Annotated in this window: 20 protein-coding genes; 17 read left to right on the top strand and 3 right to left on the bottom strand. The window is 41.0% G+C overall.

What is annotated here, in order from left to right; translation table 11 throughout:
* Positions 1-95 precede the first annotated feature (95 nt).
* The 14 genes from MHI58_RS12365 to MHI58_RS12300 all read left to right on the top strand — a co-directional run bounded on the left by MHI58_RS12365 (position 96) and on the right by MHI58_RS12300 (position 13,957).
* Positions 96-494: a cytidine deaminase gene (locus tag MHI58_RS12365; protein ID WP_008342410.1), complete on the top strand. Its 399-nt coding sequence runs from the start codon at positions 96-98 to the stop codon at positions 492-494.
* Positions 487-1,392, top strand: a complete 906-nt coding sequence (gene era / locus MHI58_RS12360) for a GTPase Era (RefSeq protein WP_007501305.1) — start codon at positions 487-489, stop codon at positions 1,390-1,392. Before MHI58_RS12365 ends, era begins: the two co-directional genes overlap by 8 nt.
* 147 nt (positions 1,393-1,539) lie before the next feature.
* Positions 1,540-1,683, top strand: a complete 144-nt coding sequence (locus MHI58_RS12355; RefSeq protein WP_008342408.1) for a YqzL family protein — start codon at positions 1,540-1,542, stop codon at positions 1,681-1,683.
* A gap of 35 nt (positions 1,684-1,718) precedes the next feature.
* Positions 1,719-2,489, top strand: coding sequence for a DNA repair protein RecO (recO, locus tag MHI58_RS12350; protein WP_007501304.1), 771 nt, complete (start codon positions 1,719-1,721; stop codon positions 2,487-2,489).
* A 329-nt stretch (positions 2,490-2,818) separates the two neighbouring features.
* A complete protein-coding gene (gene glyQ / locus MHI58_RS12345; RefSeq protein ID WP_003217487.1) occupies positions 2,819-3,706 on the top strand; it encodes a glycine--tRNA ligase subunit alpha in 888 nt (295 codons plus the stop codon).
* The gene (gene glyS, locus MHI58_RS12340; protein WP_045034385.1) at positions 3,699-5,744 is read left to right on the top strand and encodes a glycine--tRNA ligase subunit beta; all 2,046 of its coding nucleotides are present in this window, start codon (positions 3,699-3,701) and stop codon (positions 5,742-5,744) included. The genes glyQ and glyS overlap by 8 nt, the downstream gene beginning before the upstream one ends.
* Before the next feature lie 166 nt (positions 5,745-5,910).
* A complete protein-coding gene (locus tag MHI58_RS12335; protein ID WP_024423017.1) occupies positions 5,911-6,549 on the top strand; it encodes a helix-turn-helix transcriptional regulator in 639 nt (212 codons plus the stop codon).
* Positions 6,550-6,574: 25 nt separating this feature from the next.
* Positions 6,575-7,396, top strand: a complete 822-nt coding sequence (locus MHI58_RS12330; RefSeq protein ID WP_008342399.1) for a pyruvate, water dikinase regulatory protein — start codon at positions 6,575-6,577, stop codon at positions 7,394-7,396.
* A 261-nt stretch (positions 7,397-7,657) separates the two neighbouring features.
* Positions 7,658-8,158 carry a YaiI/YqxD family protein gene (locus MHI58_RS12325; protein ID WP_008342395.1) on the top strand — a complete coding sequence of 167 codons (501 nt, stop codon included), beginning with the start codon at positions 7,658-7,660 and terminating at the stop codon, positions 8,156-8,158.
* A 33-nt stretch (positions 8,159-8,191) separates the two neighbouring features.
* Positions 8,192-10,021, top strand: coding sequence for a DNA primase (dnaG, locus tag MHI58_RS12320; protein ID WP_045034384.1), 1,830 nt, complete (start codon positions 8,192-8,194; stop codon positions 10,019-10,021).
* Positions 10,022-10,223: 202 nt separating this feature from the next.
* Positions 10,224-11,345 (top strand): RNA polymerase sigma factor RpoD, encoded by a 1,122-nt coding sequence (gene rpoD / locus MHI58_RS12315; protein WP_008342392.1) that lies wholly within the window; start codon positions 10,224-10,226, stop codon positions 11,343-11,345.
* A 301-nt stretch (positions 11,346-11,646) separates the two neighbouring features.
* Positions 11,647-12,006: a cytochrome c550 gene (gene cccA / locus MHI58_RS12310; RefSeq protein ID WP_008342390.1), complete on the top strand. Its 360-nt coding sequence runs from the start codon at positions 11,647-11,649 to the stop codon at positions 12,004-12,006.
* Between the two features lie 120 nt (positions 12,007-12,126).
* The gene (locus MHI58_RS12305; RefSeq protein ID WP_045034383.1) at positions 12,127-12,843 is read left to right on the top strand and encodes a tRNA (adenine(22)-N(1))-methyltransferase TrmK; all 717 of its coding nucleotides are present in this window, start codon (positions 12,127-12,129) and stop codon (positions 12,841-12,843) included.
* Positions 12,836-13,957, top strand: a complete 1,122-nt coding sequence (locus MHI58_RS12300; protein ID WP_045034382.1) for a Nif3-like dinuclear metal center hexameric protein — start codon at positions 12,836-12,838, stop codon at positions 13,955-13,957. The genes MHI58_RS12305 and MHI58_RS12300 overlap by 8 nt, the downstream gene beginning before the upstream one ends.
* A 36-nt stretch (positions 13,958-13,993) precedes the next feature.
* Here the strand turns inward: MHI58_RS12300 and MHI58_RS12295 are convergent, their stop codons facing one another.
* Together MHI58_RS12295 and vrrA are read right to left on the bottom strand one after the other, a co-directional pair.
* Complete coding sequence (locus MHI58_RS12295; protein ID WP_007501283.1) at positions 13,994-14,938, bottom strand: 4-hydroxy-3-methylbut-2-enyl diphosphate reductase; 945 nt, start codon at positions 14,936-14,938, stop codon at positions 13,994-13,996.
* Positions 14,939-15,094: 156 nt separating this feature from the next.
* On the bottom strand, positions 15,095-15,808 hold the full coding sequence (vrrA, locus tag MHI58_RS12290) for a VrrA/YqfQ family protein (protein ID WP_045034381.1): 714 nt from the start codon (positions 15,806-15,808) through the stop codon (positions 15,095-15,097).
* A gap of 155 nt (positions 15,809-15,963) precedes the next feature.
* On the opposite strand from vrrA, the gene MHI58_RS12285 reads away from it, so the two are divergent.
* Both MHI58_RS12285 and MHI58_RS12280 read left to right on the top strand, forming a co-directional pair.
* Positions 15,964-17,283 (top strand): DEAD/DEAH box helicase, encoded by a 1,320-nt coding sequence (locus MHI58_RS12285; RefSeq protein WP_024718822.1) that lies wholly within the window; start codon positions 15,964-15,966, stop codon positions 17,281-17,283.
* Positions 17,284-17,292: 9 nt separating this feature from the next.
* Positions 17,293-18,186 (top strand): deoxyribonuclease IV, encoded by an 894-nt coding sequence (locus tag MHI58_RS12280; RefSeq protein ID WP_017358005.1) that lies wholly within the window; start codon positions 17,293-17,295, stop codon positions 18,184-18,186.
* 49 nt (positions 18,187-18,235) lie between these two features.
* Here MHI58_RS12280 and MHI58_RS12275 read toward each other — a convergent pair whose 3' ends face one another.
* Positions 18,236-18,490, bottom strand: a complete 255-nt coding sequence (locus MHI58_RS12275; RefSeq protein ID WP_008342377.1) for a DUF2624 domain-containing protein — start codon at positions 18,488-18,490, stop codon at positions 18,236-18,238.
* 140 nt (positions 18,491-18,630) lie between these two features.
* On the opposite strand from MHI58_RS12275, the gene MHI58_RS12270 reads away from it, so the two are divergent.
* Positions 18,631-19,512 (top strand): YitT family protein, encoded by an 882-nt coding sequence (locus MHI58_RS12270; RefSeq protein ID WP_007501276.1) that lies wholly within the window; start codon positions 18,631-18,633, stop codon positions 19,510-19,512.
* The last annotated feature ends 83 nt before the right edge of the window (positions 19,513-19,595 follow it).

Below are 19,595 nucleotides of genomic sequence, written 5' to 3'. Positions count from 1 at the left end.
TTAACATTTTTAGAAATGGGCGTGAAAATGTCACGTGATTTATGTAAAATATAAATGTGACAGTGGTACCATTTCTTCTGAAAGTGGGAACTAGAATGAACAAACAAGAGTTGATTTCAGAAGCAGTCAAAGCAAGAGATTTTGCATATGTACCCTATTCTAAATTCAAAGTCGGTGCAGCATTATTATCGCATGACGGAAAAGTGTATGGCGGCTGCAATATTGAAAATGCAGCATATGGTATGTGTAATTGTGCGGAAAGAACAGCACTTTTTAAAGCTTACTCAGAGGGCATCACATCTTTTCAAATGCTTGCAGTAGTGGCTGATACAGATCGACCTGTTTCGCCATGCGGCGCATGCAGACAGGTCATTTCAGAGCTATGTGCACCTGATATGCCAGTGATTCTAACGAACTTAAAAGGACATATATACGAAACGACAGTAAACGAACTATTGCCAGGCGCATTTTCACCGGAGGATTTAAATGACTAACGAAAGCTTCAAATCAGGATTTGTATCAATTATTGGAAGACCAAATGTAGGGAAATCGACCTTTCTTAATCGTGTGATTGGGCAAAAGATTGCGATTATGAGTGATAAGCCCCAAACGACTCGAAACAAAGTGCAAGGTGTACTGACAACGAACACGTCACAAACGATTTTTATCGATACACCAGGAATTCATAAACCGAAGCACAAACTTGGCGATTTTATGATGAGGGTGGCTCAAAATACACTCAAGGAAGTCGACCTGATCTTGTTTATGATCAACGCACAGGAAGGCTATGGAAAAGGTGATGAATTCATCATTGAACGACTAAAGCAAACATCGACACCGGTGTTCCTTGTCGTCAATAAAATTGACCAAATTCATCCGGATGAACTGTTCCTTTTAATTGATGAATACCGCACACGTTACCCATTTAAGGAAATTGTGCCAATTTCAGCACTTGAAGGCAACAACATTGATACGCTTCTTCAGCAAATTGAAGGTTATCTTCCAGAAGGCCCTCAATTTTATCCGGCAGATCAAGTAACAGATCACCCAGAGCGATTTATTATTTCTGAATTAATTCGTGAAAAAGTGCTGCATTTAACGAGAGAAGAGATCCCTCACAGTATTGCGGTTGCGATTGAATCGATCAAGCCAGATGAAAACGGCAAGATTCATGTTGCAGCGACCATCGTCGTCGAACGTGATTCACAAAAAGGGATTGTGATTGGTAAGCGCGGCAGCTTATTAAAAGAAGTGGGACAAAAAGCGCGCAGAGACATTGAAGCACTTTTAGGCTCAAAGGTGTATTTAGAGCTTTGGGTAAAAGTGCAGAAGGACTGGCGTAATAAATCCACACATCTTCGTGATTTCGGATTTAGAGAAGACGAATATTAAAAACCGATACAGTTGTTAGTAGATCTGACAATGGTGCGGTTCGATTAGTAAAAATTGTTTATCATGAAATGGAGGTAGCCTGGTCAAGATAAAGTTAATATGTTGGATGTAGCGTTGCTGCTTCTAATAAAGAAAGGTGGGGTTTTTATGTTGAATTTTACATGGAACGTATTTTCACAAACAGGAAGCGTTGACACGTATCTGCTTTTCAAAGAGTTAGAAAAGGAGAACCTGGAAAGACCCGATGTACTTGAAGAAGAAATAGCACGACTTGATTTTCCAATCTTATAATTCTTGACCCCCTCCAACGCTCGGAGTGTAGACAAATGCTCATTAAAAGTGAAGGAATCGTCCTTAGAACAACAGATTATGGCGAAACAAACAAAATTGTCACGCTGCTCACTAGAGAACATGGGAAAATTGGTGTGATGGCAAGGGGCGCTAAGAAATCGAACAGCCGCCTGTCAGCCATAAGCCAGCCGTTTTTATACGGAACCTTCCTGATCCAATCATCAACAGGACTTGGAACGCTCCAGCAAGGTGAAATGATGGAAAGCATGCGAACCATTCGGGAAGATTTATTTCTGACCGCATATGCCGCATATATGACAGAATTACTTGATAAAGGAACAGAAGAAAAGAAGCCAAACCCTTACTTGTTTGAACTTCTTCTTCAATCTTTACGCCATCTCAATGAAGGCACAGATGCTGATATTATTTTATTTATCGTAGAGGTTAAAATGCTGTCAGTGATGGGGTTGAAGCCTGAACTGGACCAATGTGTACACTGCGGTCAAAAAGAAGGGCAGTTCCATTTCTCAATTAGAGATAACGGATTCATCTGTAGGCAATGCTTTTCTAAAGATCCATATAAACTGCCCTTATCCCCAGCAGCAGCAAGACTGCTCCGTTTGTTTCATTATTTTGATTTATCAAGGCTTGGTCAGGTTGACGTGAAACCACAAACGAAACAAGAAATTCGTCAAGTGCTCGATCATTATTATGAAGAGTATTCAGGTCTTTATTTAAAATCAAAAAAATTCATGAATCAAATGGAATCCATGAAAAAGCTAATGGACGGTGAAAACAAAAGTTGACATCTCTCGTGACTTTTTGTAAGATCATCTAAGATCAAATATGTTGCATTGACAGAAAGAAGTACTTACGTATCAGCCATAAAAGCGACCTTAGGGCGGTGTGAGCTAAGGATGGACACGTAACGAAAGGCATTCTTGAGCAACGTAAAACAAAGCGGCTGGGTGCTACGACACCAGCAAATAGGGTGGAACCGCGGGAAAAACTCTCGTCCCTATGTTTGCAAGGAACCTTGTGAGCATAGAGACGGGAGTTTTTGTGTTTTGCAAAAAGGTTCTAGGCCCCACCGCCATACATAGCGGATGGTGTAAAAAAGATGGAGGTGCGATCATTGAATATTCAAGACATGATTTTGACACTGCAAAAGCATTGGTCAAATGAAGGCTGCGTATTAATGCAGGCATATGACACAGAAAAAGGTGCTGGAACGATGAGTCCATACACGTTCCTCAGAAGCATTGGGCCAGAGCCATGGAAGGTAGCCTATGTAGAACCTTCAAGACGCCCGGCTGACGGCAGATATGGAGAAAACCCAAACAGATTGTATCAACATCATCAATTTCAAGTGATCATTAAGCCATCACCTGACAATATTCAAGAACTGTATCTAGAATCATTGAAGGCGCTTGGCATTGATCCGCTGAAACATGATATTCGTTTTGTTGAAGACAACTGGGAAAACCCATCTCTTGGCTGCGCAGGACTTGGCTGGGAAGTTTGGCTTGATGGAATGGAAATTACGCAATTTACGTATTTCCAGCAAGTCGGCGGTTTAGAATGTAAGCCAGTTTCTGTTGAAATCACATACGGAATTGAGCGTCTTGCTTCTTACATCCAGGACAAAGAAAATGTATTTGACCTTGAATGGACAGATGGCTTTACTGTAAGAGATTTATTCTTAATGGCTGAATACGAGCATTCTGTGTATACGTTTGAAACATCTAATACGGATATGCTGTTCGATTTATTTACAACATATGAAAAAGAAGCACATAGCCAAATGGACAAAGGGCTTGTTCACCCGGCATATGATTATGTACTCAAATGTTCTCACACATTTAACCTGCTTGATGCCAAAGGCGCGATTTCTGTGACTGAGCGAACAGGCTATATCGGAAGAGTACGTCAGTTAGCGAGAAAAGTAGCCAAAACATATTACGAAGAACGAGAAAAACTAGGATTCCCTATGCTAAAAGAGGAGGCGGCTTCTCATGAATAAACAAGATGTATTACTTGAAATCGGCTTAGAAGAGATGCCGGCTCGTTTCATGCCAGAAAGCACAAAGCAGCTGGGTGACAAAGTAAAAGCTTGGTTCGTAGCGCAAAATATTTCATTCGAAGACGTTGCTTTATTTAATTCACCAAGACGTCTAGCTGTACTCGTCAAAGGTGTTGCAGAAAAACAAGAGGACATCAAAGAAGAAGCAAAAGGACCGGCTAAAAAGATTGCTCAAGATGCTGAAGGCAATTGGACAAAAGCTGCCGAAGGTTTTGCCCGCGGACAAGGTGCTTCAACTGATGATCTGTATTTCAAAGACATCAAAGGTGTGGATTATGTCCATGTCCAAAAGTTTCAAGAAGGAAAACAAGTCAAAGACCTTCTTCCAGCATTGGGGGACATTGCCGCTTCATTGAGTTTTCCAAAGAACATGAGATGGGGAAGCGAGGATTTACGCTATATCCGTCCAATTAAATGGATTATTTGTTTATTTGGTCAAGAGATCATTCCTGTCGAAATTGCAGGAGTGAAAAGTGGACGGGAGACTAGAGGACATCGTTTCCTAGGGACGACAGCCAGCATTGACACACCAGCTTCTTATGAGCAAACATTAAGAGATCAATTTGTCATTGTTGATTCAGATAAAAGAAAACAATTAATTACTGAGCAATTACATGCCCTTTCTTCCGAAAAAGGCTGGGTCATTCCAGTTGATCCTGAGCTTCTAGAAGAAGTGAACGATCTCGTTGAATATCCAACCGTTCTATTTGGTTCTTTTGAAGAAGAATTTCTTGCGCTGCCAGAAGAAGTGCTTGTCACGACAATGAAAGAGCATCAGCGTTATTTCCCAGTGAAAAATGAACAAGGGGAATTACTGCCGCATTTTATTACGGTCAGAAACGGGAACAGTGAGGCACTTGAAAATGTGGCAAGAGGGAACGAAAAGGTCCTTCGTGCACGTTTATCAGATGCGGCATTTTTCTATAAAGAAGACGAAAAACTCGTCATTGAAGACAACATTCAAAAACTTGATAAAGTCGTATTCCATGAGAAACTTGGCACGATTGGCGACAAGCTGAAAAGAGTAACAGACATTGCTGTCCGCCTTGCTAGTCATGTGGGTGCAGATGAAGAAACGTCTAAACGCGCTGCAAGAGCAGCTAGTATCTCTAAGTTTGACCTTGTGACTCAGATGGTCTATGAATTCCCAGAACTGCAAGGAATCATGGGTGAAAAATATGCTAGAGCACTTGGCGAGCATGAAGAAGTGGCAAAGAGTATCAACGAGCACTATATGCCGCGTTTTGCCGGTGACGATGCGCCGTCAACACTTATTGGGGCGATTGTTGCAGTGGCGGATAAGCTAGATTCTATTTGTTCATTCTTCTCAATTGATGTCATTCCAACGGGCTCTCAAGATCCTTATGGATTAAGAAGACAAGCGAGCGGTATCGTTCAAATCCTGCTCGACCGCCAATGGAATCTTTCATTTAAAGAGCTTTTAGCACTAGCTCAAGTAGATGCAAAACATGAAGCTGTTCTCATTGAATTTTTAACACACCGTTTGAAATATGTTCTCCAAGCAGAACATATCCGTCATGACGTGGTGGAAGCAGTCCTTGATGTTGAAAATATTGAACCATATGCGGTTGTGAAAAAAGCGGCTGTTCTTGAAGAGAGCGTGAAACAGGAGAGTTTCAAAGAAACGGCTGAGGCACTAGGCCGCGTCATTTCAATCAGTAAAAAAGGGGAAGACGCACAGATTCAGCCTGAACTGTTTGAAAATGAACACGAACAAAAGCTATTTGAAGCGTATCAGCAAGCGGAAAAAGCCGTCAACGAGTATATGGCAAAAGGTCAGTACCAATCAGCACTTGAAGCGCTAGATACATTAAAAGCACCAATTGTTCATTATTTCGACCATACCATGGTTCATGCCGATGATGAAAAACTGAAACAAAATCGTTTGGCACAAATGGTCAAACTTGCAAAAGTCATTCAATCATTTGCGAATATGAACAATTTAATTGTAAAATAAATACCTAAGAACGGTTGCCTTTTTCGAAGGGCAATCGTTTTTTACTCATTTAATTCACGGTTTTTGAGTGGATTTTTGTTTCATTCGGACGAAGATGCGCTATAATATGATGAGTTATGAAATTGATATACATAAAGTAAGGATTCGCTCTCTCTATTTAAAGGTGGTGAGTACAATCGAGTTAAATAAACGGCAAGAGCAGATTTTACAGATTGTCAAAGAGAATGGTCCGATCACTGGAGAGCATATCGCCGATCGGCTGAACTTAACAAGGGCTACCCTCAGGCCGGATTTAGCCATTTTAACGATGTCTGGCTTTTTAGAAGCAAGACCAAGGGTCGGCTACTTTTTTACAGGCAAAACAGGCACGCAGCTTCTGGCAGATAAGCTGAAAAAACTTCAAGTGAAAGATTTTCAGTCCATTCCGGTCGTGATACACGAGAATGTTTCGGTTTATGATGCGATTTGTACGATGTTTTTAGAGGATGTGGGCACATTATTCGTTGTGGACGATCACTCTATTTTAACAGGCGTGTTATCAAGAAAAGACCTCCTTCGAGCAAGTATTGGGAAACAAGAGCTTCCATCTATACCTGTCCATATTATTATGACAAGAATGCCGAACATTACCGTTTGCCGCAAAGAAGATTTTATTATGGATGTGGCCAAGCACTTGATTGAAAAGCAAATAGATGCACTTCCTGTTATAAAAGATACGGATAAAGGCTTTGAAGTGGTCGGCAGAATTACGAAAACAAACATGACGAAAATACTTGTTAGCTTATCAGAGAACGAAATTATCTAATTACAGAAGACTGCGAGGGGATGTTATGAGTAATCGCGTAATTTTTGTTGTATCAGATTCAGTAGGAGAAACGGCAGAGCTCGTGGTCAAAGCGGCACTTAGCCAATTTGATGGCGGCTCATCCGACCATTCAAATATTAGAAGAATCCCATATGTAGAGGATGTCGGTACGATTAAAGAAGTGATTTCATTGGCGAAAGCAGATAATGGGATCGTTTGCTTTACTCTTGTTGTGCCAGAAATGCGCCAATTCTTAATAGAAGAAGCAGAAGCGAATGGCGTCGTGTACTATGACATTATCGGTCCACTTATTGATAAAATGGAGACGGCATATGGAAATGAAGCGAAACATGAGCCAGGTCGTGTACGTCAATTAGATGAGGACTATTTTAAAAAGGTAGAAGCCATTGAATTCGCTGTGAAATATGATGATGGCCGGGACCCAAGAGGTATTCTAAAGGCTGATATTGTGCTGATTGGTGTATCGCGTACGTCTAAGACACCACTTTCTCAATACTTAGCACATAAACGCTTGAAGGTAGCAAACGTTCCGATTGTTCCTGAAGTTGATCCGCCAGAGGAGTTATTCTCAGTTGATCCCAAAAAATGCATCGGCCTGAAAATTAGTCCAGACAAACTAAATCATATCCGTAAAGAACGTTTAAAATCACTCGGTTTAAATGACCGTGCCATTTATGCGAATATCGAGCGGATTAAAGAGGAACTAGAATATTTTGAAAAAGTGGTTGACCGCATTAACTGTCAAGTTGTTGATGTATCGAATAAAGCAGTTGAGGAGACAGCAAATGTCATTCATCAAATGCTGACCAAAAGAGGTTCCGAATAAACTCAGGATGCTCCTCCTGGGTTTTTCCTATGGTGGGAAACGGGTAAACAAAAACAATGGCATATTTGCTGCATTTGTATTATAATAAAAAATTGTGATAAAATGATTGATTTTAGGTTTAAGTTAAGTCAAGAACGAATAAACTAATATTGGCAGAAGTCAAGTGATTCTGAACATAACTTTTCGACAAAATGAGTTTTACTGTTGATTGCTTTATGGGGGAAAAGTATGGTCTTTTTGCTTCTCTAAAGCAGGAATAAGGTGGAGGGATGGAGAATTAGTCACCTGAATGAACGTAAAAAAGAAAGGACGATTTATGTCGATGCAGATGCTTGTCCTGTAAAAGACGAAATCCTTTCTGTCGCATCTCAATTTCAAGTACCTGTGACTTTCATTGCTTCATATGAGCATTTTCAAACCAAACGATCACCACTTGAAGATTGGCGGTTTGTTGATACACATAAAGAAGCAGCAGATTTAGTCATTGCGAACTTAGCTGTCAAGCACGATATTGTTGTCACCCAGGATATTGGTCTGGCCTCCTTACTGCTTCCAAGACAAGTCATTGTTCTGTCTGAAAGAGGACGAATGTACACAAACGAAACAATTGATTTTGATTTGGAACGCAGGCATGTTTCCAGTAAACAGCGAAGAAAAGGTGTATACGGAAAAGGTCCCAAAAAGCTTTTAGAAGAGGATAAAAAGCGATTTATTGCCCAACTACAAAAAATCCTGTCGAATCATGAAGGATTTTTGAATTAAAAGGCGAATAATGTACGACGGAGTGTTATTAGGATGAGCAAACGTATACCAGATGAACTTTTGGAGCAAATCCAAAAAAACGCAGACATTGTCGAAGTGATTGGAGAATACGTACAGCTTAGAAAACAAGGTCGGAATTACTTCGGTCTTTGTCCATTCCATGGTGAAAATACTCCTTCATTCTCTGTTTCAGCAGATAAGCAAATCTTCCATTGTTTTGGCTGTGGTGCAGGAGGCAATGTATTTTCGTTCCTCAGACAAATGGAAGGCTACTCATTTATTGAAGCCGTTTCACATGTTGCTGATAAGTACCATATTGATTTGCCGGATCATGTAGCGAATGCGCAGATCAGTTCCTCACAGCAAGAGGATACAGCAGATCATAAAATGATTGAGGCGCATGAGCTTCTTAAGAAATTTTACCACCATTTGCTGGTAAATACAAAGGAAGGTCAAAACGCACTCGATTATTTAAGGTCCAGGGGCTTTACGGATGAAACAATTGCCAAGTTTGAGATCGGGTATGCTCTCGACTCGTGGGATTTCGTGACCAAGTTTTTAGAAAAACGAGGGTTTGATCCTGCGATGATGGAGAAGGCTGGTCTTTTGATTCAACGAGAAAACGGCACAGGTTTTTTTGACCGCTTTAGAGATCGTGTCATGTTTCCAATTCATGATCATCACGGGACGGTCGTCGCTTTTTCTGGAAGATCACTTGGTGATCAGCAGCCAAAGTATATGAATAGTCCTGAAACGCCACTTTTTCATAAAAGTAAGCTGCTTTATCACTTTCATGACGCGCGTATGCATATTAGAAAACGCGAACGTGCAGTCCTTTTCGAAGGATTTGCTGACGTCATCTCGGCTGTCACAAGTGGTGTTGGCGAAAGTGTTGCAACAATGGGTACGTCTTTAACAGAAGAGCACGTAAAGCTTCTTAGGCGGAACGTTGAAGAGATCATTTTATGTTATGACTCTGACACGGCCGGGTATGAAGCGACCATGAAAGCATCAGATTTGCTTGGAAAAAGAGGATGTAAAGTTCGCGTTGCCATGATACCAGATGGACTTGATCCAGATGATTACATTCGTAAATATGGCGGCGAGAAATTTAGGAATGACATCATAGATGCAAGTGTGACATTAATGACATTTAAGATGAACTTTTTCCGAAGAGGAAAGAATTTGTCTGACGAAGGAGACCGCCTGACTTACATGAAGCAGGTTCTCCGAGAAATTAGCCGATTAAACGGTTCCTTGGAACAAGAGATTTACATGAAGCAGCTGGCTGGGGAGTTCTCCATTTCACTTGACTCATTAAAGGAGCAATTGGAGCTTTTTGAAAAGCAGCAGAGACAAGAGACCAAGAGCTCGCAAGAAGAAAATGGACTTGAAAAGCGGCGTGCACATCTGTCAACACAGGTAAGACGAAAACGTCTAAGGCCGGCATATGAAAACGCAGAGCGAATGCTCCTTGCACATATGTTGAAAAATGATGACGTGATCCGAAAAGTGCTTGATAGGATAGGGTTTGAATTTAATATAGATTCGCACAGAGCGCTGGCAACATACATTTATGCATTGTATGAAGAAGGCAAGGAGCCGACCCCGCAGCATCTGATGAACCGTATAGAAGATGATGTGATTAATCAGCTCCTGACGGATATATTCATGATTCAAGTTGGAGACGAACTAAGTGAAGCTGAATTAAGTGATTATGTAAAAAAAGTGTTGAATCATCGGAATTTGTCAATGATAAAGGAAAAAGAACTAGAACGTGCAGAGGCGGAGAGGCAAAAAGATTTCTTCAAAGCGGCAACACTTGCAAAAGAAATTATTCAGTTGAACCGTTCGCTGAAGTAATACGTCTACTATTTATGACAAGACTTACGGCTGGCAATGAATCCTTTAATGGGAGGAGCATAAGCCGCAAGCATCTTGCCTTCATCATTATTTATTTTATTCCTATTTGCTCATTCTGTTTGATAGAGAGAGAAAGGCAGAGCAGAAGCAAATCGCAAGTTACTTTAGAATTCGTTGCAAGCTTTGGAAGGAGGGATCCATAATGGCTGATAAACAAGCCCACGAAACTGAAACTGAATTAACCTTTGAACAGGTGAGAGATAAGCTCACTGAAACGGGTAAAAAACGGGGCGTTTTAACATACGAAGAAATTGCAGAGCGTATGTCTAGCTTTGAAATTGAATCAGACCAGATGGATGAATACTATGAATACTTAGGCGAACAGGGTGTAGAACTCATCAGTGAAAATGAAGAGACTGAAGACCCAAATGTTCAGCAGCTGGCTAAGGCAGAAGAGGAATTTGACCTGAATGATTTAAGCGTACCACCAGGTGTCAAAATTAATGATCCTGTTCGTATGTACTTAAAAGAGATCGGGCGCGTCAATTTGCTATCTGCTAAAGAAGAGATTACGTATGCTCAAAAGATTGAAGAAGGCGATGAGGAATCAAAAAGAAGATTAGCGGAAGCGAACCTTCGTCTCGTTGTCAGCATTGCGAAACGTTATGTTGGTCGTGGTATGCTGTTCCTTGACTTGATTCAAGAAGGAAACATGGGGCTCATGAAGGCGGTTGAGAAGTTTGATTACCGCAAAGGATACAAATTCTCAACATATGCGACTTGGTGGATTAGACAGGCGATCACACGTGCGATTGCCGATCAGGCGAGAACAATCCGGATCCCGGTTCATATGGTGGAAACCATTAATAAATTAATCCGTGTTCAAAGACAGCTTCTACAAGATCTAGGTAGAGAACCAACGCCAGAAGAAATTGCGGAAGACATGGATTTAACACCAGAGAAAGTAAGAGAAATTCTTAAAATTGCGCAAGAGCCAGTATCTTTAGAAACACCTATTGGTGAGGAAGATGACTCGCATCTTGGTGATTTTATCGAAGACCAAGAGGCGACTTCTCCATCAGACCATGCTGCCTATGAGCTCTTAAAAGAGCAGCTTGAAGATGTATTAGATACGCTAACGGACCGTGAAGAAAATGTGCTGAGACTGCGTTTCGGACTAGATGACGGAAGAACACGCACATTAGAAGAGGTAGGAAAGGTGTTTGGCGTAACAAGAGAGCGTATTCGCCAAATTGAAGCGAAAGCTCTTCGTAAATTAAGACACCCAAGCAGAAGTAAACGATTAAAAGACTTCTTAGAATAGAAACCGGACGGATCTTGAGAGAGATCCGTTCTTTCTTCATCAAAATGAAAACGCTTTTTTGATCTGATTATATTTTACTGAATAACAAATGAATTTGCAACGTTCTTAGAGAAAAGATGTATAAAAAATACATCTAAATGTGCTGAAGGCTTCTTTTCTCATTTTGAATCATTTTTGTCTAATCTGTGAACTTGACCAAAGTTTTGTATCATAATTCGTTTACTTTTTGTAAAATTAAAGTAGAATTAGAATTGTTTGCATAGTCTCAAAGGGGTTTTTCACAAAGGGGAGGATGAAAGAAATGAAACGGAATCCACTTATACCATTCTTATTGATTGCCATTTTAGGTATTGGACTCACTTTTTTCTTATCAATGAAGGGGCTGAAAGATGAAGACAAAATTGCCTCTGGGGGCAAAGAGCAAAAGCAAGAAGAGACCGCAAATGCGACGCCGGAAGAATTGTATAAGCAGAACTGTATTAGCTGTCATGGGGAAAACTACGAAGGTGGCGCTGGTCCTGCATTAAAAGGTGTTGGCGACAAGCTTGAAGTAGCAGACATCAAGAAGAAAATTCAAGAAGGCGGAAATGGGATGCCGGGCGGGCTAATTCCGAATGAAAAGCTCGATGAAATGTCAGAATGGGTATCCAAAATTAAATAATAAAGCGCAAAAAGCTCTTTTTCATCAGAAGAGCTTTTTTCATTTGAAAACGACTTTTAAAAAGTCCATAATTTATATAAGATAGACAAGTATGAACATTAAAGAAAAGTAGTGATATGGATGAATGAAATGAATTTGTCAAAACGATTAAAAAGAGTCGCAGACTTTTTACCAAAAGAGGCGGTCTTTGCTGATATTGGCTCAGATCATGCCTATTTGCCATGTTATGCGATATTACATCATAAAGCATTGAAAGCCATTGCTGGTGAAATTACTGATGGACCGCTTCAATCTGCGAAGCAGCAAGTACATAGGCTTGAATTAGATGAGCAAATTTCAGTCAGAAAAGGAAATGGCCTTGAAGTGGTTGAAAAAGGCGAGGTGAATGCTGTCACGATTGCAGGAATGGGCGGAGCACTCATTGCAAGCATTCTAAATGAAGGTAAACACAAGCTCACAGGGCAGGAGCGGCTTATTCTTCAGCCTAATATTCATGCCCATCATATTCGTTTATGGCTCTATCAAGAGGGGTATGAACTGATGGATGAAGTGATTTTAGAAGAGGATGGCAAAATATACGAAATCATCATTGCCGAAACTGGCGACAAAGATAAAGCCTATGAAGGCATGTCGATTGAAACAGGCATGCTCGTTGGTCCGTTTCTTGCCAAAGAGCAAAATGATGTCTTCCGGCGCAAATGGATGAATGAGCTTCAGCACATGGAGCATATAGAAGGCCAGATTCAACAAGCAGCGCCGACGGAAGAGAACAAAGAACGTCTGAAAGAGCTGAATGCGAAAATAAAAATTCTAAAGGAGGTTTTGACTGTTGGCTAAAACAGTGAACGGGCATGAAATCATCCAATTATTTGAGCAATTTTCACCAAAGGCATATGCGGTGGAAGGTGATAAAATCGGGCTCCAGATTGGAACGCTGAATAAAAAAGTGACCAATGTCATGATCACCTTAGATGTATTAGAAAATGTGGTAGATGAGGCAATTGAGCGGAAGGTGGATCTCATTATTGCCCACCATCCGCCAATTTTCCGTCCATTAAAACATGTGGCGACAGATCAGCCGGCAGGACGGATCATTGAGAAATGCATCAAACATGATATTGCGGTGTATGTAGCACATACAAACCTGGATGTGGCTGATGGAGGAGTCAATGACTTGCTTGCAGAGGCTTTAGAGCTCGGGGAAACAAAAGTGCTAGTTCCAACATACGAAGATCCAATTAAGCAGCTAGCTTTGTATGTCCCAGTGGAATTTGAAGAGGCCATCAGGACGGCTTTAGGAAATGCGGGAGCTGGCCATATTGGCAACTACAGTCATTGCGCTTTTTCAAATGAAGGGACAGGCAGTTTTCTGCCATCAGAAGAAGCTGTGCCATTTATTGGTGAGACGGGTAAATTGGAATTTGTGAAAGAAGTACGAATCGAAACCATTTTCCCAGCAAGTATTGAAAAACAAGTGATTCGTGAAATGATCAAAGCACACCCTTATGAAGAAGTGGCTTACAGTGTACACACGACAGATCTTCCTCCTATTCAAAAAGGCCTTGGCCGTATTGGAGAATTAAAAGAACCTATGACACTTAAAGACTTCACTCAATTTGTGAAAACGAAGTTAGATGTGAATGGAGCGCGTTTTGTAGGAGATCAGGAAGCGGTCGTGAAAAAAGTAGCTGTGCTTGGAGGAGACGGAAATAAATATATCCATCAAGCGAAAAGAATGGGTGCTGATGTGTACGTGACTGGCGACCTTTATTTCCATGTCGCTCACGATGCCATGATGCTCGGACTGAATGTAGTGGACCCAGGTCATTACGCAGAAAAGATCATGAAAGAAGGCGTGAAGACAAAGCTAGAATCGCTATGTACAGATAAAAAATATGATGTGCGATTCTTTGTATCAGAATCAAACACAAACCCGTTTCAATTTGTGTAAGCAAAAACGTCAGAGCATAGCAGCTCTGACGTTTTTTTATTTCTTTGTTTTCACGCGAGGTAATATCTTAGAAAGAGGAACCGTCCGTTCAATTTTCCATGTCGATTCATCATCAGGTTCGTAGTTTTCTAAGAAACGAATGACTTCTTTTGTAATAGGTGTTGGTGTGGAAGCACCTGCAGTAACGGCAACTGTTTTTACCCCTTGGAGCCATTCAAGCTTTAACTCACTGAGATCACCAATTCGGTAAGCCTGCGTTCCTGCAATCTCCATTGACACTTGCGCCAGACGATTTGAGTTATTGCTTTTTGGATCGCCGACCACAATGGTCAGATCGGCTTGGCCTGCTTGCTGTGACACAGCTTCCTGACGTACCTGTGTCGCAAGGCAGATTTCTTGATGGTACTCGACGTGAGGATATTTTTCTTTAATGAGCTCCATCAGATCATGAACATCCCACTGAGACATTGTCGTCTGATTGGTGATGAGCAGTTTATCTGACGTTAAATCGAGCGCTTTAATATCAGCTTCTGTTTCGACAAGGTGCACTTTGTCAGGTGCAACACCGACGGCTCCTTCTGGCTCAGGGTGACCCTTTTTCCCGATATAAATAATGTCATATCCATCAGCTGTTTTTTCTGAAATGAGTTCATGTGTTTTCGTGACATCTGGACAGGTCGCATCAATGGCGACAAGGCCTTTTTCTTCTGCAATTTGACGGACTTCAGGAGATACGCCGTGAGCGGTGAAAATCACTGTGCCACTTTCAACCTGTTTTAAAATATCCAGACGGTTTGGTCCGTCCAGTGTGTAAATTCCATCTTCTTCGAAGGCATCTGTGACATGTTTGTTGTGCACAATCATACCTAATATATAAATTGGGCGTGGCAAGTTTTTATCAAGTGCGGCATTTTTAGCAATGACCATTGCATCTACAACGCCATAGCAATAGCCACGCGGCGAAATTTTAATTACATTCATTTATTCGTCCTCCTGTAGGGAAGTGCTGCTAGAGAAGAACAATATAAAAAGCCGTGAAAAACGGCTTTTGATCATTCTCTTCCTTCATTATAGCCAAAGTAAGCGCATATATCAAAGATTGTTATACATGGGAAACACTTCGCCTTTAAAAGATCACTAGACATATAGTTTCGGAATGGAACTACCCGATCTTTTTTTCGGTTTTGCTTCAGGAGCAGCTGATGTGTGTACAGTCCCTTTTTTGACAAGGATGTCCTCTGGTTCTTCTTCGTTTCCTTCTTCTATTTCATCATCAACTGGTTCGTGCGGAACATCTGTTTCTGCAGTGATTTCTTTTGGTTCTTCGTCTGCATCATTCGTATTTGTTTCATCATCATCCGCACTGCCAAGCTGGCTATAGAGTTTAATCATGGCAGGCAAATTTCTGACTAAAGGACCGTATTGCTGAATCATAGGCGTGAATTGCTGCGCCATTCCGAGTACTTTTTGAACATTTCCTAACATGCTTGAAAGGTTCGCAGGGTTTGCGAAGCTCTGGATTCCTTGTAATCCCGCACCACCTCCAGCTCCAGAGATCCCTGCTCCTCCAGCTCCAGGAAGAAATTTTGCCAGCATGCCCTTAATTCCGGCTCCGCCGCCTAGTGCACGGCTTTCGCCTCCAGGAATGCCACCCATCCCGCGTAGACCGCCGCCTTGTACAGACGGAGAGCGAGGCATCATTTGTTGAAATTGGTTGCCTTGCCCTTGAAAAGGCTGTTCGATCGGAGCCTGCTGTCTCCGTTGAAAAATCCCGGGCTGTCCGCCATTTCCAAGGTGCCGGCGTGAGGGGCGATGCGGCTGAAAATCGCCCATAGGCCTTTGCCCTAACATACTTGTACCTCCCTTACTGCATTCTCTTTCTCTTCATAGGTTATGCAGGGAAGTATCATTTGGTTTCCTGTGAGAAAAGCGGACATGGTTTTTTTGCGGAAAATCAGCTATAATGAGGAGATGAGCAAAAAGGCATTGCCTTAAGGAGTGAAAACATGAAAGAAACGAAATTTACGACATATGAATTAAAGTCTTTTATTATAGATGCTATTCATGAACTGGGCTTTTATGAGCCGACTGATATTCAAAAAAGAATCATACCTGCTGTTTTAAAAGGTGAAAGCGTGATTGGACAGTCTCAAACAGGAACAGGGAAAACCCATGCGTATTTATTGCCGCTTATTCATTCAATTGATCCAAGCAAAGAGCAAGTACAAGTGGTCATTACTGCACCAACACGAGAATTAGCGAATCAAATTTTTAAAGAAGCACAAACGATCTTAAAAAATACGCCTCCAGAAGAAGAAATCAAGGCAAAGCTTTACATTGGCGGAACGGACAAGCAGAAATCCATTCAAAAGCTAAAGAATCAGCCGCACTTAGTGGTCGGCACTCCTGGACGTATTGCTGATCTTATTCATGAGCAAGCGCTGAATGTGTACAAAGCAACATCTCTTGTCATTGATGAAGCAGACCTGATGCTGGATATGGGCTTTTTAGAAGATGTGGATCGTATTGGTTCACAAATGCCAGAACAGTTGCAAATGCTTGTGTTCTCAGCAACTATTCCAGAAAAATTAAAACCTTTCCTCAAAAAATATATGGATAATCCGAAATATGCACATGTTGAACCGAAACGCATTACGGCTGAAAACATTCAGCATATTTTAGTTCCATCTAAACAGCGTGATAAATTAAAATTACTTCATGAAATGGTGACGAATGTACAGCCTTATTTAGGGATCATCTTTGCCAATACGAAATCAACTGTTGATGAAATTGCCTCATTCCTACAGGAAAAAGGAATGAAAATTGGGGTACTTCATGGTGGTTTAACGCCTCGTGAACGTAAAAAAGTGATGAAACAAATTGAAGATTTGGAGTTCACCTATATTGTGGCATCTGATCTTGCTGCCCGCGGGATTGATATTAAGGGCGTCAGCCACGTGATCAACTATGAACTCCCATCCGATCTTGATTTCTATGTTCACCGTGTGGGAAGAACGGCTCGCGCTGGTTCATCTGGCATTGCAATGACCATTTATGATCTCGCTGATGAGGATGCACTCGTTCAAATTGAAAAAATGGGTGTTGTGTTTGAAAACAAAACGATTGTTCATGGCGAATGGCGAGATGCAGATGATCGTTTGAAGCGTCAAAGACGTAAAAAAGCACCAAATGAAATTGAAGAAAAAGCAAAACGTCTTGTCAGAAAACCGAAAGCCGTCAAACCTGGATATAAAAAGAAAATGACACGTGAGATGGATAAGATCAAAAGACAAGAACGTAGAAAGTCAAAGCGTAACGGAAAGTAGGGGGACACATTGTTGAAGATTGGATCACATGTATCCATGAGCGGAAAACATATGCTACTTGCAGCGAGTGAGGAAGCTGCCTCTTATGGTTCAAATACTTTTATGATTTATACAGGTGCACCGCAAAATACGCGCCGTAAAAAAATTGAAGATCTCAATATTGAAGCTGGACAAGCGCATATGAAAGAGCATGGTATGACAGATATCGTCGTTCATGCACCGTATATTATCAATATTGGGAACACAGTGAATCCAGCGACATTTGAGCTTGGAGTGGACTTCCTTCGCTCTGAGATAGAGCGTACAGAAGCGCTAGGTGCAAGACAAATTGTTCTTCATCCAGGTGCGCATGTCGGAGCAGGTGCAGATGCTGGAATTCAAAAAATCATTGAAGGTCTCAATGAAGTCATTGTGAAGGGGCAGGAGGTTCAAATTGCGCTGGAAACAATGGCGGGAAAAGGATCAGAGTGCGGAAGAAGCTTTGAAGAGCTTGCCCAAATTATTGACGGTGTGACACATAACGAAGCACTTTCTGTTTGCTTTGATACGTGTCACACGCACGATGCAGGTTATCCCATTGTGAGTGATTTTGATGGAGTTTTAGAAGAATTTGATCGAATTGTCGGGATCGACCGAATCAAAGTTCTTCATATTAATGATAGTAAAAATGTACAAGGCGCAAGAAAAGACCGACATGAAAATATCGGTTTTGGAGAAATTGGTTTTGATGCCCTGAGCTATATCGTTCATCATCCACAGCTTCAAGATGTGCCGAAGATTCTAGAAACGCCTTATGTAGGTGAAGATAAAAAGAACAAGAAACCACCTTATAAATTCGAAATTGCGATGCTGAAAGAAAAGCAATTTGATGAAGGTTTACTAGATAAGATTACGGGTCAATAAAAAGTGCATGCAATGTGATGAGGTGCCGCTAAATGCGGCCCTTTTTTGCCTAATTTGTGAATTGATTAAACAGATCATTGACGGTCTGTGCTGTCTGTTTAGACGTAATCGCTTCCACCTGCTTAAGCAGCCGGTTGCGCTCTGCATCATTAAAAATATTGACGTTTTTCCCATTCATGAGTTTGGCGACCTCTGCAGCCTGATTGGATGTTAAGCTGACCCCATACTGTTTTGCATACCTTAACAAGTCATTTGCTGTGATCTGATTCAGACGCTGCAACACAATTTTTTGAATTAAAATCAATTCCATTCCTCCCCTCTGTATCAATGTATGGGCGAAAACGGAAAATGTGCAAAAAATTTTATTTTACTCTGTGAAATGATAAAATAGTAAAGTGAATAAAATGTTCATTGAAAACTAAACATGTGTAGAAGGGAGAACGTATGGCAAATAGTAAACAGCATAAAAAGGAATCAGTGCCTCATTTTATTTTGAGAATTTTTCTGATTCTAGTAGGAGCTGCATGTGCAGCAGTCAGCATTGAATTATTTTTAGTGCCAAACAATATTATTGATGGAGGCATCATCGGTATTTCGCTTATTTTGGATTATCTTTTTACGGATAACCCATTCATTAATTTTGCGACGATTGTTGTCATTTTAAATATTCCATTTATGATATCAGGATACAAACATATTGGGAAAACCTTCTTGATTTCCACTGTGATTGGGATTGTCAGCTTGGCCGTGATTGAATCTTCACTCCATCATGTAGAAGCGTTTACGACGCAGCCGATTTTAGCTACTGTATTTGGGGGGCTGTTACTCGGGTTTGGCGTTGGGCTTGTGATACGGAATGGAGGCTCAATGGACGGAACGGAAATCTTAGGAATTCTTCTGACGAAAAAAATTCCTTTCTCCGTCGGTGAGTTTGTCATGATCGTCAATGTGTTCATTTTTATTTGGGCGGGCTTTGTCTTCGGACCGGAGCAAGCTATGTATTCTGTCATGACATATTATTTGGCAATGAAAACAATTGATGCTGTCATTCAAGGACTAGATGAAACAAAAGCTGTTATTATCGTTTCGGATTATTATGATGAAATTTCAGATGCGATCCTTCATCGTCTCGGTAGGGGAACCACCAAACTTAGAGGAAAAGGCGGCTATACCGATGAAGAAAAAGATGTCATTTACGCCGTCGTGACAAGACTTGAAATTACGAAGCTGAAATCTATCGTGTTTGAAATTGATGGTCAAGCCTTTATTACGATTATGGATACGCATGAAACAAAAGGCGGTAAATTCAAAACAGCCATTCATTAGCTTTTATTTTACTTTTTTATCTTTCTTTTATATAATGAAATGTATGTATGGACAAAGAAAATGGCTTTTGCCATTTTCTTTTT

Source organism: Bacillus sp. FSL K6-2869, from assembly GCF_040869405.1.
In the GTDB taxonomy this organism is placed as follows: Bacteria; Bacillota; Bacilli; order Bacillales; family Bacillaceae; genus Bacillus; species Bacillus altitudinis.
Note: the sequence above shows the minus strand (reverse complement) of the source record. Positions and strands in the feature narration are given on the sequence as shown.